Below are 14577 nucleotides of genomic sequence, written 5' to 3'. Positions count from 1 at the left end.
TCACACGCGGCGACAGCGTCGCTAGCTCTTCTAGCGATGTTAGCTGGGAACGATTTCCGGCCACGAGACATCGGCGCGGGTGTGCAGCCGACCGGCGACTTCACCCAGATTGGGATTCTCGACCAGCAACTGTGCGAGGATATCGTTGACGGTGAGTGGTCCGACATCAAAGCACAGCAGCAAGTCGGCACCAGGAGCATCCACGAGGCCCGGCAGTTGTTTAAACGAAGTGGACTGCAGACTCTTCTGCCACAGTTGCGGATCGCGAGAAGCTTGCGATCGCTCAGGCAGCACGCATAGGAACCGACGTTCGGCTGCAGTCCCCTTCCAGCGAGGTTGCGCTTGCTCGACCAACGTGCGCCAGTCGGCTGCAAGTTGAGGATCGATGGCGGCCCCTTCAGCCAGGACAGCGGCGATGTCGAGTGATTCCAGTTGTTTGAGCACCAGCGCGCGGCTGTCCCGTTCGAGTTGAGCCAGTAACTTCGTGCGGCCATCTCCGGCGCCGATCAGTGCCGCGAGCAGGCCGCCGGCGGGCAAGAGCATCGAAGTGGTCAGCTGCTCATCGAGCACCATCGCTTGTTCGGCATTGGATACGCGCAGTTGTTCGGAAACCAGTTTGCGTAGCTGACCGAGCAGCGCTGGAGTAGCGGCCGGTGTGCCCGATTCTTCGCCATCGTCGAACACCGAAGCGAAGAACTGCAGTTCGCGATGCGTGTCGACCAGCAAGTCGCCACAGCCACTCAGCGAACCCTGCAAGGCTTGCACGATCTTGCCGGCCAGTTGCGCACCAAAGTCTTGCAAGCGATAGCGACAGAATTGCAAGAAGGCAGTTTCGGGCTCGGGGCCTTGAGCCTTCTTCACACTGGCGCGAGCCTTCTTCCAGTCGGCCGGCAATGCGACCAGGTACTGTTCGAGCGTGCCTGTTTCCTGGGCAAGGCGGCGCCGCAGGTCGCGCAGCTGATCGAGCATCGCGCGGCAATGTCCTTGAAACCAGTTAAGAGATTTCTGCGCGGCGTACAGCCGTTGCTCAGGATCATCCAGGTAGGCAAAGAGCCAGGTCTTGAACGAGGCGGCGAGTGTGCCGATCCGTTCCTTGAGCGCCGCATCGGTCGCTTGGACGAGCGCCGGAACGCCGGTCCCTTGTCCAGGCGCGACAGCTTCAGCTGTGCGTGGTCCAAACAGTTCGGTGGTCGTGGCCAGCCAACGCGCAACCGGTGAAGCGGCTCCCGCTTCCTTGGCCAGCGTTTGCGTCAACTCTTGAAAGAAGCTTTCCGGGTTACCACCCAGTTGGCTGCCGGCGAGATCCATCAATTGTTTGACTAGCGTCTCTGTATCGAGGCCCCACGAACTGGCTTGCTTCTGCGCTTGCAGTTCGAGGAAGGCATCCTTCATCCGCCCTTCGCTATTCGACTGCGATTGGCGACCCGAGAGTATGTTGCTGGAACGAACGGCAGTCGATGTGCGAATTGATTCCGGTGCCTTGGGTTTGCCTAGCCAACGCTGTACGAGTGAAAAGCACAGTCGGCGAACTTCGCGCGCTGCCAAATCGTCGCGCGTGAAGCCCACACGGACAATACCGGCCGTGCGGAACTGAGCCTGCTCGGCTTCGTTTACTTTCGCGCGGGCCTGTTCGGCAGTAACACGGAAGAAGTTATCGACGGGAGTTGCCACATCGAGCGCGACCAGATCGGCCAATGAATCGCAGGAAGCATCGAAATCGTCGTTCGAAAGTTCATCACCCAAGTGAATGATGCGGGTCCGAGGTGAGCGCTCAATCGTCCGTGGCTTCAAACCGCAGGCCGGGTCACCAGGGAACTGTGCTCCCTTACGCAGCTGATGCTGCCATTCGGCCAGCAAGGCACAAGTATTGGCCGTTGCCAGTTGCACACCGGTCGCCGTGCGGGGCGTGGTATGAGCCAGCACGACGCTCAGGTCGCTAGTGGTGAGGTTGAGTTCGTCGAACAACTGTTGCAGCCCGACGACGATATCAATCACCATGCCGCCGCCGGTGCCACCGCCTGTGCCGGCAACGATGACGACGCGAGGAACTTGAGGCTGATCGCTACCGGAAATGGGTCGCGCGAGCAGCTGCAGCGAATTGCGCAGCGCCTTCCAGATCCCTGCCGAGTGATCGACCATCGCCAGTCGGCCGAGTGGTCGCAAGCCTTCGGTCTGCTGCGAGCGAGGGATATTGTAGAGCCAACGCCGACCGAGCCATTCGAGCATGCGGCGCGAGTCGTCGCGGTAATCGCTGCTGCGGCGCAGGGGCAAGTGAATCAAGTCTTCCGGCCGATAGGTCGTGCCCGACGACGATTGGCAACTCTCGAGCGCTTCGCGTCGATCGGTGTCGAACACCAGCGACTGCACCGGTGCTCCGAGCGGATTTTCGGCAAACACCATCTTCAAGCGATTGAGGACTTTGCCACCTAAGCCGCCGATGCCCACCAGCAGCGTCGGTTGGGGCGTCCAGTTGAGCGTATCGAATTCCGGCGGCGGCGCATCGATGGTTTGCAACCGCTGCGTGAGATTGACGCACAGGTCATCTTCGGACGAGACCAGGCGGTTATCTTCGACCAGCGAATCGGCCTGCTGCGAAGCCTCTTCGAGACTCGCAAGCATGTGCTCGGGCGAGCGCGAAGCTTCCGTCGCGTACGACATCGGCGGCAGCGGGGCTTCGGGAGTTGGTGCTGCGGCCGGTTGATTCGCGGCGGGCTGGATGACTCCCGGCTGTGAGTTCGCCTGTGTTGCCCCTTGCGTAATATGTCGGCCCAGTTCGTTGGCCAGTTCTCCGCGAGCATGCGTCATGCGCGCAGCGACAATCTGCTGCGTGGCTTTGTTGAGCGCCGCTACCATCTCGCGGCAGTTGGCAAACCGTTCGAGCGGATTCTTCGACAGGCTGCGACCGATCACTTGCTGATCGGCTTCCGGCAACGCTGCCATGCGTGGCTTGGCGTTCAAGTGCTGGGCGGCGAGTTGCGCGGCCGTCTTGCCCGGAAATGGCAACACGCCGCTGAGCATCTCTTGGTAGACAATCGCCAGGCTGTATTGATCGCTGTATTTTGTCGGTCGGCCTTCGAAGACTTCCGGCGGAGCATAGATGGGCGTGAGACCGCCCATCATCGAGGCGGCCGCTTCGTGAAGATCTTTTACCAGGCCGAAGTCGGCAACCTTTACGCGACCACCAACGAGGAGCAAGTTTTCGGGCTTCACGTCCAAGTGTTGCAACGTGTGATGCTCGCTCATGTAGTCGAGCGCGTCGGCCGTATCGCGCAAATGCTGCAGCAACTCGTCGCGAGGAATGCCCGGGCGACCTTCTTTGCGGCACTGATCGAAACGATCCTTCAAACTAGCGTCTGCCAATTCGGTGACGAAGATCAGCTGGCTATCGATGATTTCGATGCGTTCGATCGAGAGCAAGAACGGATGCCGCACACCCTTGATGCGCTGCAGCGCTTTCATTTCGCGCGAGCCGCGGTCTTCGTCCAGCAAGCCGTAGACAAACTTGATCGCCTTGATGAGCCCGCCGGGAGCTTCAGCGGTCCAGACCTCGCCATAGCCACCAGCGCCGACGCGCTGGACCAGCTTGTAGCCAGGAATGGGTTCACTCGCTTTTCGTAAGACGGCTGGCACGGCGCAAGGCTTCCTTTCCGGGCGAGACAAGCGAGCGCAACCGCGCGCATCACTGCCGTCCGCCCGTCAGCAATCGAGATAGCACACTACTAATGTGGCTCATAAATTGCGCTCGTCAGCGAGAATCTACGGGGTGTAACACCGACAACACCGGCCAGTACTAGCGGTGAATTTTTACTAGAAAGCGAACCACCCGCAGAATCGCTACGACTGCCCGCCGAGGTCGATACCACCCTTACGCGCGAGCGAACCTCGCTACAAATTCTCGGTAATCAGCGGGGGTATCGATGCCGATGCTGGGCTCGTCAATCGTGCCGACGAGGATGGTCTGACCGGCGTGTAAAACCCGGAGCTGCTCCAGGCTTTCGAGTTGCTCCATGGCTGGGCGAGGCAGACGCGAAATCTCCAGCAGAAATTCGCGGCGATACGCATACAGACCAATGTGCTGATAAAAATGCGGTGGCTCGGCAGTGAGCAACTCGTCGCTCCAGGTCCTCGCGTGCGGAATGACCGAACGGCTGAAGTAGAGGGCCCGTTGGTGCTGATCGAAGACGACTTTCACACAGGCCGGGTCAAACAGTTTTTCTTTGCTGCGGATTGGCGTGGCCAGCGTCGACATCACCGCGGCAGGATCTCGCTCAAGCAATTCAATCACTTGATCAATGGCGGCGGCGGAGATTTCCGGCTCATCGCCCTGCACATTGACAATGATATCAATCTCGGTCCAGCGGCGCGCCACTTCGGCGACGCGATCGCTGCCGCTGGCGTGATTCGGATCGGTCAACAGCACGTTGCCGCCAAAGCCGCGCACCACCTCGGCAATCTCTTCACTATCGGCGGCGACGCAGATGTTTTGCGGTTTGGTGGCCTTCGACGCGGCTTCATACGTGTGCTGAATGACCGGCTTGCCGGTTTCGGCGAGCAGCAACTTCCGTGGCAGACGCGTCGACTGCAACCGGGCCGGAATCACGATCGCAGCTTGTAGCGGTTGAGGCATTCGATTCGGTTCCATGATCTGATTCGTCATCGACGAGACTCCTCCTTGGTTCTGCTGACTCGCTTGTCGCCAGCAAACCATCTTCAACCCAACGGGGCGTTTGCCTCGCACGCGAGGAACTGAAATCTGTTCGACGCGTGATTCTTTGTCAAACCGTGCGCAGAACAAAACTTTCGAATCGCCGTAAGTCTTCGCTTGGGCCAAGTCGTTGGGGAAAAGTTCTTTCACAATCCGGGATGGTTTGTGAACGCGACCTGCAGTATCTCTCGGCTGCGGCGCGCCTTCGTGTTCACAAACCCCACCCGTTTGTGAACACCCACCATTTCCACCCGATTAGACTTACGTCGACTCGGCAGCATGGCGCGGAAGCTTCCATCTCAGAAAGAAAGAGCTACCGCGGTCGCGCCGGAGAGAACGGCGAGCCGGGTGCTTCGGTCAATCGATCGATACCGGCGGGGTCGGCATACACGGGCAAGTAGCGGTACGAAGCTTCGAGACACAGGCAGGCGAGAGCCGTGCTATAGACGCGGCCGCCGTAGCCGCCCCAGACTTGATCGGGGTCCCAACTGCCCAGGTACTGGCCATCGCCCCGTTGTCGCGGCAGCAGTTCGGCTTGCAGGGCGTTATTCCAACGCACCCAGTCGGCATCCTGTTTTTGAAACAGGGCCAGCGTGCCGTAGTACCAGTAGTACAAATTGATGCGGTCGCCGCGTGGCAACTCCTGGCTGATGAAGGCCGCTGCTTCTTCCACGGTCTCGGGACTATTTTCGACATCCAGAAAGAAGCGGCAGGCGAGAGCTTCGGCGGTCATGGGGCGGGTCGCTGCTTCGCCGGGGCGATAACTGGCGAGCCCTTTGTAGCGACCGGCAGAGACCGAGCGGAGGAAGCGAATCATCCGCACACGGGTCGCGTCGGGGATGGGCATGCCGCCCATTTCGGCCGACTTCAGGGCCATCAGTTGCCAGCCGAATTGGCTCAGGTCGCCGGCATCATGAGGCTGATAGCGCCAGCCACCGCCGACGTGCTGGGCTTCGAGCGTGTAATTGATCGCAGCTTGAACGGCGGCGTGCAGTCGGCGATCGCCGGTGAGCGCGTAAGCTTCGGTGAGAGCCAGAGACGCGATGCCGTGGCAGTACATGGCGGCGAACAATTCGGCTTCGCCCGACAGGCTGCCGTTCTGAGCCTGGCTGGCGAGCAGAAACTCCAGGCCGTGCTGAATGGTCTCGCGATGTTCACCCTCGAGATGCGTTTGCCCAGCGGCGAGAAAGGCAAGCAGGGCGAGACCTGTGATGCCCGTATCCGCTTTTTGACCGGCTCCCTGACGATCTTGCCCGAGAGCGCGGGTTTCGCGACCAGCGCCGTGAGCAGCGGCCAGCCAGCGACCATCGGCGTGTTGATTGGCAACGAGCCAGGTGAGAGCCGTGCGCACGGCTCGTTCGCTATCGGGAGTCGCCCCATATCGCTTGGCAATTTCGAAGCGGTCGGCTCGCATGCGCAGTTGCAACTGAGCGGCGACGGTTTCACCGTCCGCAGCGCGGCGGGGAATTGCCGCCGGCTGAGCCACGGGAATGTACTGCCGCGCCGGTTGCAGCGGATCTTCGAGCATCCGGGGCGTTTCGGGCGATTGTTCTGCCGGCGGTGGATCTCGCAGTTGATTCTGGGCCAGATCCATCGGTTGGCGCAGCGCATTGTCCGGGGGCTGGGCCGCTTCGTCAGCGGTGGGAGTCATTGGCAACTCGGGCGCTGCCGGGGGCGGTGTTTCCTGGGCCAACTGCTGAGGCGCTGGTTCGGCTGGCTTGGGCTCGGGCGGCGGAGCTTCTTGCTCGGTAGGCTTCGCTGCTTCAACGGGAGGTGCGGGCAACAGGGGCGGCGCGTTGATTTCTTTGGGCTTGTCGCTGGGATCTTCTTCGGCGACGTTCCAAGGAACCAAGTTCTCGTCCCCCAGATCGTCTTCGACGAGGCGAACCTGCACAGTTCCGGAGAGTGAATCGCCAGGCGGCAGCATCGAGAGAACGCGCGTTCCCCACATGAACAGGCCGAGTAACAGATGCGCGAATACGGAGAGCGCCACGCACTTCACCAGCGGACGTGCCTGGCCCCACTGCGTCCACATCATCACCAGCAGCAGCACAGTCCAGACCGACAGCCCCGCGAACAACACCCACTGCAGGGTGTAGTCCGGCCCGATGGCGCCGATCAATGCTGACTGCAGGTAAGGCACCGACTAACGCTCCTTGGTTCCACCGATACTCGTTCCACCACCACGCACCGAAATTCCCACATCGGCTACGCCCGCTTGCCGGCAAGCCGTCAGCACGGCCGCAACATTTTGCAGCGGGCCATCGGCATCGCCACGCACGATCACGTTCAGGTCGGTCTTGGTTTGCCGCGCTGCGCGCAGTTCCTGAATCAAGCTTTCGAGTGTGGCGGGATTGTTATTGAAAAAAATCTTGCCGTCCCGGTGAACATTCACCACGTAGCGCGTCGGCGCGTTCGGCAAGTTCTGTCCATTCGCAACCGTCGGAACTTTGACGTCGACCTTCTTGTCCATCTCCGTAAACTGCGAGCCCACCATGAAGAAGATGATGAGTTGGAAAATGATGTCGACCATCGGGGTGAGGTTGATTTGCGGCATCTCGTCTTGATGCATCTTGAGTGGCATCGATCGACCTCCCTGACTTCTGCGGTGATTCCATTCACACTCGAACGCGAGCAACAACTCTCGTTGAAGTAACTATGCGGCTTTGGCTCGCTTGCCAGGATTGCGGGCCGCGGCGAGACGCTCGAGACCATCGGCCGATATCATCTCCACCAGCTTTTGGCCGTGCGAATCGATCTCGGTGACGAGTTGATCGACGCGGCTGACAAAGTGCAGATAGGCGAGCAGCGCGGGAATCGCAATCAGCATGCCTGCCGCAGTGGTGATGAGCGCCTCGGCAATACCAGAGGCCATCATTTCGCGTTGGCCCGCGGCCTGCGAAGCCGAGATGGCATTGAACGACGAGATCATCCCCATCACGGTGCCGAGCAGTCCCAGCAGCGGCGCGACTTGCGAAATGCCGTTGAATAAGCGCAGATACTTCCGCAACTGATTGGCGACTCGTTCGCCCGAATCGAGCACGGCTTGCTCGACTTCGACCGCAGTGCGGCCCCATTTCTTGAAACCGCCTGCCAGCACCATGGCGACGGGGCTGCCGTTTTTCTCACACAGAGCGATCGCTTGCTCGCGGTCGAGTTGCCCTTCGCGCAGTAGTTCGAAAATACGGGTGAGGAAGGGTTTGGGAACCACTTGTCCGCGCCGCAAGCTGACGACTCGCTCGCAAACAAAGATCACCAGCACGAACGAGCATAAGGCGATGGGATACATCACCGGCCCGCCGTCATGAAAAGTCGACAGCAGACTCTTCGTCGATTCGGGCGCTGGAGCGGCAGCTGCAGGCGCAATCCCCGGCTGTTGACCGAACGACACTTCACTAGCGAGCGAGGCCAGCAACAAGAGTCCGCCCCATACGGGAACGATCGACAACGGCGCGATCGACAATTTCATAGCAGTCCCCCTCCGACATCGGCAGCAAAACCACATCCCTGGACTGCCCGCGGAGGCATGCAACAGCGAGAGGCCAACTGCCGGAGCAGTCGACGGCCCACCCGTTGATCGTTTGTGCGGCGTATGTTGCTAGCGGGCAGTCCCTTGCCTTCTAGCACAACCGGTCAGCGCGTCGCCGGGAGCAAAAGCGCGCGCGCAGGCGCTTGCCCGGCGACCGACGGTCGCACTTCTTACTTCATCGGCGCGGTTTCGCAGGCTGCATCACCGCATTCCCGCTGCTATCACCGATCGGGTTAAGCAGCACAGCTTGCCAAGCACTGCTGGCAGCGATGAAAGCCGCTCGTGATGATTATCGCTAGCGAGCGTTGGATGAAGCCGTGCTCTCAGTATTACCCACAATTTCGTTGCATGGTAGTTGCGCCGCGCAGCAGGAGTTGTAGTTTGTCGAACCCGCGCCAGATGGTGAGCCAGCCGGGTTCACCATCGTGTTTGCGGCCGAGGTGACCGCCCAGGCCGGCGAGCGCGCGGAGGAAGTCGTGGGCGGTAACGATCGGCTGACGTTTGCGGCCACGCACGGCGGTTAGCATCCGCAGCCAGATCGCGGGGACCAGCGCTGCAGCCGGGCGATTCGGTTCTTTGAGGGCGATCGTCTTCAGTTGCAGCAGTCGAACGGCAATAATCGACAGCAGGGCGGTCACGTTTTCCCAGCGTGGCGCGGTTTCATACAGCCGTTCTTCGATGCGGCAGCCGGTCTTGAGCGCCTTGTGAAACTCTTCGACCAGCGGGCGGCGTTCGTAGTATTCAATCACCGTCAGGGCGTCTTCCCAACACGTCACGGCATGCGAAGTATAGAGCACCCACTGCAACGGCTTTTGTCCCCGGGGCGGATCGACCTCTTTCACTTCAATCACGTTCATCGTCAAGAAGGTGATGCCACATTCCTGAGTGAAGCGGCCGGGCTGATGTGGTTCCGGCATGCCGATCAGTCCGCAGCGCACTTCCACGGTCGCGGTCCGCGCCACTTGATTCGCATTCGCCTTGATCTCCAGCGGATAGGTGCCTGCCAGGGGCAACGTCAGCAAGTGATCGGCGAGCGGCAGCAACTGCCCAGCAACGTAAATTTTGCGCGTGAGGCTCTTCGCGCGAATAACCCAATCCGCGCCCTGCAGCAGGCAATGGCAATAGACTTCGAAATTGTCCGCACCCCGATCGCAGACATGCGTGAAGCGCACCTGCTCATTCGACGGGGCGCCAACAGCCGTGATCACTTTACCCCAAATCTCCGACTCGCGATCGCGCTGCAGACGCACGCTTCCTGGTTCCTTCTTGGGCACACGTTGGCGATAGCGAATGGTTTGACCTGCCAAGCCAATTACTTCGCCGTCGCGAGCATCAACCATCAAGGCCGAGTGCAGCAGAAAGCCCTGGGCATTCCCACTGGTGATGATGCCCATGCCTGAAATTTGACGGTCGCCTTCGAAGCTGATCAGGGTGGTGTCGCCAATCAGCAGATAGTGGCCGCTGGTCCGAGCTCGCGTCTGTTCCCAATGCGGACCGGCGATCCCCGCGAACGTGACGGCCTCGGTATCGAACAACCGATACGCCGCTTTGCAATCTTCCCAGGTTTCGGTCTGCTCGGGCGTGGTCCCACTGGGATCGGCCGCACACAACGCCGCCGTGCGAACGATCCGACGCGTACGCCGCGCGTCACCCAAATCACAACGGCCAAACTGCTGCTCAGCCCACGCCTCAACGTCAAGTTCCACCGACATCGTCGCACATCCTTGCCACTGCCGGACTTTGCCTCCCTGGCCGCCGACCCTGCCGCCCCACACAACCGGGGCTACGATTCACTCTGTACGAAAATCGCAACGACTTGGCCCGCAAAAACTACAACTATCCGCCGCGGCCCGACTTGCCTCCGCTATCATGCAATGCCGGCTCACCCAAACCCCCGTGGCAATTCCAACGTAAATGTGGGTAATACTGAGAGCCGTGCTTCGTCGCATTTTGCGCGGGGCCAGAGAAACGAAGCACGGCTTCGTTCCACGATTTGAATTTGCTAGATCGCGGCCAGCAGAATCATCAGGCCGGCGAAAGAAATGGCAGCACCCGAAAGGCGAATGGCCAGCGGTTCTTGCGCGCCGCGAACCAGCAGCAGCCCGGCACCGATGCCAGCCAGATGGAGACCGGCAGTTGCCAGGACGAAACCCGTGGCATACAGAGCAGGCTGCAGGCTTCCCGGCATTTCCGCCCCGTGAGCATGTCCATGCAGCAGGCCAAACAGGCCGATAACGACGGCTGCGACCGCGAGCGGATACTTCTTTCCATAAGCGAGGGCGATTCCCAAACCGACCACCGTCAAGGCGATGCCGATTTCGATGCCCGGCAAAGCGAATCCGGTCATGCCGAGTGCGCCACCCGCGACCATCATGCCCAGAAACGCGGCGGGCAGAGCCCAAATGGCTCGTCCGCCGATCTGGGTGGCCAGCAAGCCGACGGCAAACATCGCTAGGAGGTGGTCGAGCCCTAAGAATGGATGAAAGAAACCGGATTCGAACCCGCTGGCGGACGGCGAGTGCAGATGCCCGGGATGGGCCGCAGCTGTGGAACAGAAGACAGCGGTCATTCCCAGGACGGCACAGGCAGTTCGTAAGTTCATATCCGGCTCCGATTCATGCTCGGTCTTGTTGGCAGTCGACAGCTTGAAGGATAGCTGTTTTTCCGCCCGCTGACACTACTACTTTGCGTGCCGTCGGCACGACTAATTTGCGTGTCGGTAACAGGACGAGTTTGGCGTCCTTGCTGTTTCAGGCTCGATTTGCCAGACTGGCACTTGCCTTCCTGGTTCCAACTGTGGAGTTTTGCCGCGATGAAGTGTTTTGCCTTCCACCTGATGCCCTGGGATCGCCTGCCGCAGAACTTCGACGAGCAGTACGATTCGGCGTGGACCAAGCTGCCGAATTCACTCTATGACCCCGTCCACGGCCACACGCTCTACAACCGCTTTCTCGATGAACTGGTCCTCGCCGATACGCTCGGCTTTGATGGCGTCTGTGTGAATGAGCATCACCAGAATGCCTACGGCACGATGCCCAGCCCCAATCTAATGGGCTCGATCCTGGCGCGGCAGACCAAACGCTGCAAGATCGCCGTCATCGGCAACGCGCTGCCGCTCTACAACCCGCCGACCCGCGTGGCCGAAGAGTTCGCGATGATCGATGTCATCAGCGGCGGTCGGCTGATTGCCGGTCTCGTCGTGGGCGGTGGTCCCGAGTATTACAGCTTTTCGATCAACCCGACCCATGCCCGGGCGATGTACACCGAGGCGCTCGACCTGGTCGTGCGTGCTTGGACCGAACCAGGCCCGTTCGAGCACTATGGCGAGTTCTGGAAACTCAAGCATGTGAATCCTTGGCCACGGCCACTGCAGCAGCCTCACCCGCCGATCTGGATTCCCGGCGCGGGAAGCAAAGAGACGATCGAGTTCGTCGCGGAGCGGCGCTATGCCTACATGGGTATTCCCTATTTCCACGTCGATTTCTTCCAACGAAACTTCGACATGTTCCGCGACGCCTGCCAGAAGAACGGCTACGAAGCCGACCCCGAGCAACTCGGCTGGCTCTGTCCGATCTATGTTGCCGAGAGCGACGAAAAGGCCTGGGAAGAGTACGAAAAGCACTTCATGTTCTTCGCCCAGAAACTGCTCAAGGGTCTGGTGGTCTTTCCGCCGGGTTACACCAGCCCGCGGTCGCTCGTCGGCATTCATCAGGCCCTCAAGAAGTTCCTGATGAACGTGAAGACGCGCAAAGAAATCGAAGACGGCGCCTACGCCATCGTCGGCAGCCCGGCCACCGTGCGCGACAAGCTCGCGCACTACATCAAGAAGCTGGGCGTCGGCAATTTGCTCGGCCTGTTCCAGATCGGCACCCTACCTGCCGACCTGACTAAAAAGAACATGACGATCTTCGCCAGCGAGGTCATGCCCCACCTTCAGCAGTTGAACGTCCGCGCCGAGATGGCAGCGGTTTAGGAACGAGTTCGAAGTTTGAAGTTCGGAGTTCGTAGTTGAATACGAGCTCGGTGTGCTTCAACTTCGAACTACAAACTTCGAACTACAAACTTGAATCATGCCCACCACTCGCTTCGTTAACGTCGCTGGCAAAAAGACCCAACTCACCGAAGGGGGAAGTGGTCCGCCGCTGCTGTATTTGCACTCGGCGGGTGGCGAAACGGAGTGGATGCCTTTTCACGAAGAATTGGCCAAGTCGTTTACGGTGTTGTTGCCAGCCCATCCGGGCTTTGCCGATTCCAAAGGGCTAGAAGAGATTCGCGACGTCACCGATTACGCGTGGCATTATGTGGACCTGCTCAGTGAACTCAAACTGAAGAGCGTGCCCGTCGTTGGCTTCTCGCTCGGTGGTTGGACCGGCATGGAACTGGCACTATTGCGACCGAACCTCGTGAGCAAGCTGGTGCTGGTCAACTCGGCAGGCATTCGCCTGCCCGATGCCAAAATGGGCGAACTGTTTATTGACGATCTGGATCAACTGAAAAAGCTGTTGTTCCTCGATCCCAACAACCCGGTCATCAAGCTGGCGATGCCCAGCGAACTGGAAGATCCGCGCATCTTGCATTGGCTGCGGGCGCGCGAAGCGACAGCCCGCGTGGGCTGGAACCCGTACCTGCACAATCCACGCTTGCCCGCGCATCTGCGGCGGCTGGAGTGCCCCACGCTGGTCTTGTGGGGACGCCACGATCAACTGATTCCGCTCGCGCACGGCGAGTATCTGGCTCAGGCCATTCCCGGCGCGAAGCTCGAAGTCTTTGACAACAGCGCCCACATGCTCCCTTTCGAGCAGCCGGTTGAGTTCGCCGAGCGCGTGAAAGCATTTGTGCTGTAAACGAAAACGGCAAAAGAGGGGTGAATGAACCCTGCACAGCCGATTGCCTCGCGGAAAAACAACTCCCGGCGATGCGGTATAATTGCTCGCATGTCTACCGCTTCCCAAATCGGCAACAGCATCGTCTCGCAGGCTTCGGCGCTCAGTTTGACCGGCGAACCGATCGATCTGGAAGCACTGCGGATGAAGCAAATCCGCCGCGCGATTCTAGCGCTGCTGGGACTGCTCGTGTTCTTTGTGGCGGCTCGTCTATGGTGCCTGGAAGGCTTGCTGTTTCCCGTGCGCGTCACGGGCGCATCGATGGGCACGACCTTATCGGGCGAACATTACCGAGTGAAGTGCGACGATTGCCAAGTCGAGTTTCGCTGCGATGCGCGCAATGTCCCCATGTCGCACGAAGTGGTCTGTCCGCATTGCGGCTATCGCCACAACCAGTTGCAACCCAGTGACTATCAGCCCGGCGACCAGGTGTTGATCGATCGGTGGGTCTATTTGCTCGGTCGACCTCGGCGAGGGGAGCTGGTGGCCTTTCCCGACCCTAACGAAAACTCTCAGCGGGTGGTGAAGCGGATCGTGGGGATGCCGGGTGAGCAGATCGCCATTCGGCGCGGCGATGTGTACGTTGACGGCAAGCCCTGGCGAAAGAGCCTCGCCGAAATGCGAGCAGCGGCGATCCTGGTGCATGACGATCATTTTCCCGTGACCAAGACGCGCGACGCGCCCGGTCATTGGCAACCAGCCGCTGGAGAAAAAAGTCACTGGGTCGAGCGCGAGCATGCCTTTATCCACAGCGGGAAGGTTCCGCCGCTAGGGAAGAACTCGGATTGGCTCTCGTTTCACAATTGGCGGATGGGATACACACCCGAGACGCGAACCACGTATTCAACGGTACTCGACAACGACAGCTACAACCAGAACCTTGACCGCACTTCGCTGAACGCTGTGCCGGATTTGCTGCTTACCTGCCGCGCGAGCATCGCCAAGTATGCCTGCCTGGTCTTTGCTGCCGTGGATGGGAACGATCGCTTTGAAGTCCACATGTGCCACGACATTCAAAAGCTGAAGCTGTTTCAGAACGGTCAGGAAATCGACGTCAAACTGCTGCCCCATCGCGACTATGAGGAGCCGATCGATATTGAATTTGCCCTCTGCGACCAGCAGGTCTTGTTTGGCATGGATGGCCGCGAAGTGCTGCGGCAGCCTTACGAGCGCAAAGAGAGCGGTACCTTCCAGGCGGAACCGCAGCTCGAAATCGGCGGCGCGGGGGCTCGCATTCGCATCAGCAAACTAAAAGTTTATCGCGATTTGTACTATCTGGAGCCGGGCAACACGGGCGCCTCATGGCACGCCGAGCGACCGATTCCCGCGAATCACTATTTTGCCCTGGGGGACAATCCGCCCGCCTCGAGCGACAGCCGCGAGTGGGTGCAGGCCGAAGTGCCGCTGGGCAAAATCCAGGGGCGAGTGATGAAGCCGTTCTGGATTCGGTGAAGCGAGGG

At 60.0% G+C, this 14577-nt stretch carries 10 protein-coding genes; 3 read left to right on the top strand and 7 right to left on the bottom strand.

The window, feature by feature from the left end; all coding sequences use genetic code 11:
• Positions 1-39: 39 nt before the first annotated feature.
• The 7 genes from NA78x_RS03515 to NA78x_RS03485 form a co-directional block, all read right to left on the bottom strand.
• A complete protein-coding gene (locus tag NA78x_RS03515; protein WP_425617035.1) occupies positions 40-3630 on the bottom strand; it encodes a protein kinase domain-containing protein in 3591 nt (1196 codons plus the stop codon).
• 235 nt (positions 3631-3865) lie between these two features.
• A complete protein-coding gene (gene kdsB, locus NA78x_RS03510; RefSeq protein ID WP_425617034.1) occupies positions 3866-4657 on the bottom strand; it encodes a 3-deoxy-manno-octulosonate cytidylyltransferase in 792 nt (263 codons plus the stop codon).
• Positions 4658-5018: 361 nt separating this feature from the next.
• Complete coding sequence (locus tag NA78x_RS03505; RefSeq protein ID WP_425617033.1) at positions 5019-6848, bottom strand: hypothetical protein; 1830 nt, start codon at positions 6846-6848, stop codon at positions 5019-5021.
• A 3-nt stretch (positions 6849-6851) separates the two neighbouring features.
• The gene (locus NA78x_RS03500) at positions 6852-7289 is read right to left on the bottom strand and encodes an ExbD/TolR family protein (RefSeq protein ID WP_425617032.1); all 438 of its coding nucleotides are present in this window, start codon (positions 7287-7289) and stop codon (positions 6852-6854) included.
• A 72-nt stretch (positions 7290-7361) separates the two neighbouring features.
• The gene (locus tag NA78x_RS03495; RefSeq protein ID WP_425617031.1) at positions 7362-8174 is read right to left on the bottom strand and encodes a MotA/TolQ/ExbB proton channel family protein; all 813 of its coding nucleotides are present in this window, start codon (positions 8172-8174) and stop codon (positions 7362-7364) included.
• A gap of 389 nt (positions 8175-8563) precedes the next feature.
• Positions 8564-9946, bottom strand: a complete 1383-nt coding sequence (locus NA78x_RS03490) for an IS4 family transposase (RefSeq protein ID WP_425614325.1) — start codon at positions 9944-9946, stop codon at positions 8564-8566.
• Positions 9947-10236: 290 nt separating this feature from the next.
• Positions 10237-10836, bottom strand: a complete 600-nt coding sequence (locus NA78x_RS03485; RefSeq protein ID WP_425617030.1) for a HupE/UreJ family protein — start codon at positions 10834-10836, stop codon at positions 10237-10239.
• 210 nt (positions 10837-11046) lie between these two features.
• On the opposite strand from NA78x_RS03485, the gene NA78x_RS03480 reads away from it, so the two are divergent.
• The 3 genes from NA78x_RS03480 (at position 11047) to lepB (ending at position 14569) form a co-directional block, all read left to right on the top strand.
• Positions 11047-12207: an LLM class flavin-dependent oxidoreductase gene (locus NA78x_RS03480; RefSeq protein ID WP_425617029.1), complete on the top strand. Its 1161-nt coding sequence runs from the start codon at positions 11047-11049 to the stop codon at positions 12205-12207.
• Positions 12208-12304: 97 nt separating this feature from the next.
• Complete coding sequence (locus tag NA78x_RS03475) at positions 12305-13078, top strand: alpha/beta fold hydrolase (RefSeq protein WP_425617028.1); 774 nt, start codon at positions 12305-12307, stop codon at positions 13076-13078.
• 90 nt (positions 13079-13168) lie between these two features.
• Entirely contained in the window at positions 13169-14569 is a 1401-nt protein-coding gene (gene lepB / locus NA78x_RS03470) for a signal peptidase I (RefSeq protein ID WP_425617027.1), read from the top strand.
• The last annotated feature ends 8 nt before the right edge of the window (positions 14570-14577 follow it).

The organism is Anatilimnocola aquadivae, assembly GCF_049819085.1.
In the GTDB taxonomy this organism is placed as follows: domain Bacteria; phylum Planctomycetota; class Planctomycetia; order Pirellulales; family Pirellulaceae; genus Anatilimnocola.
The sequence above is the reverse complement of the archived record's forward strand: the minus strand, read 5'-3'. Positions and strand labels throughout refer to the sequence as shown.

Coding starts and splice junctions, on each gene's coding strand:
- NA78x_RS03485 (WP_425617030.1), bottom strand. CDS start 10,836: ATGAACTTACGAACTGCCTGTGCCGTCCTGGGAATGACCGCTGTCTTC.
- NA78x_RS03475 (WP_425617028.1), top strand. CDS start 12,305: ATGCCCACCACTCGCTTCGTTAACGTCGCTGGCAAAAAGACCCAACTC.
- NA78x_RS03500 (WP_425617032.1), bottom strand. CDS start 7,289: ATGCCACTCAAGATGCATCAAGACGAGATGCCGCAAATCAACCTCACC.
- kdsB (WP_425617034.1), bottom strand. CDS start 4,657: ATGACGAATCAGATCATGGAACCGAATCGAATGCCTCAACCGCTACAA.
- NA78x_RS03495 (WP_425617031.1), bottom strand. CDS start 8,174: ATGAAATTGTCGATCGCGCCGTTGTCGATCGTTCCCGTATGGGGCGGA.
- NA78x_RS03480 (WP_425617029.1), top strand. CDS start 11,047: ATGAAGTGTTTTGCCTTCCACCTGATGCCCTGGGATCGCCTGCCGCAG.
- NA78x_RS03490 (WP_425614325.1), bottom strand. CDS start 9,946: ATGTCGGTGGAACTTGACGTTGAGGCGTGGGCTGAGCAGCAGTTTGGC.
- lepB (WP_425617027.1), top strand. CDS start 13,169: ATGTCTACCGCTTCCCAAATCGGCAACAGCATCGTCTCGCAGGCTTCG.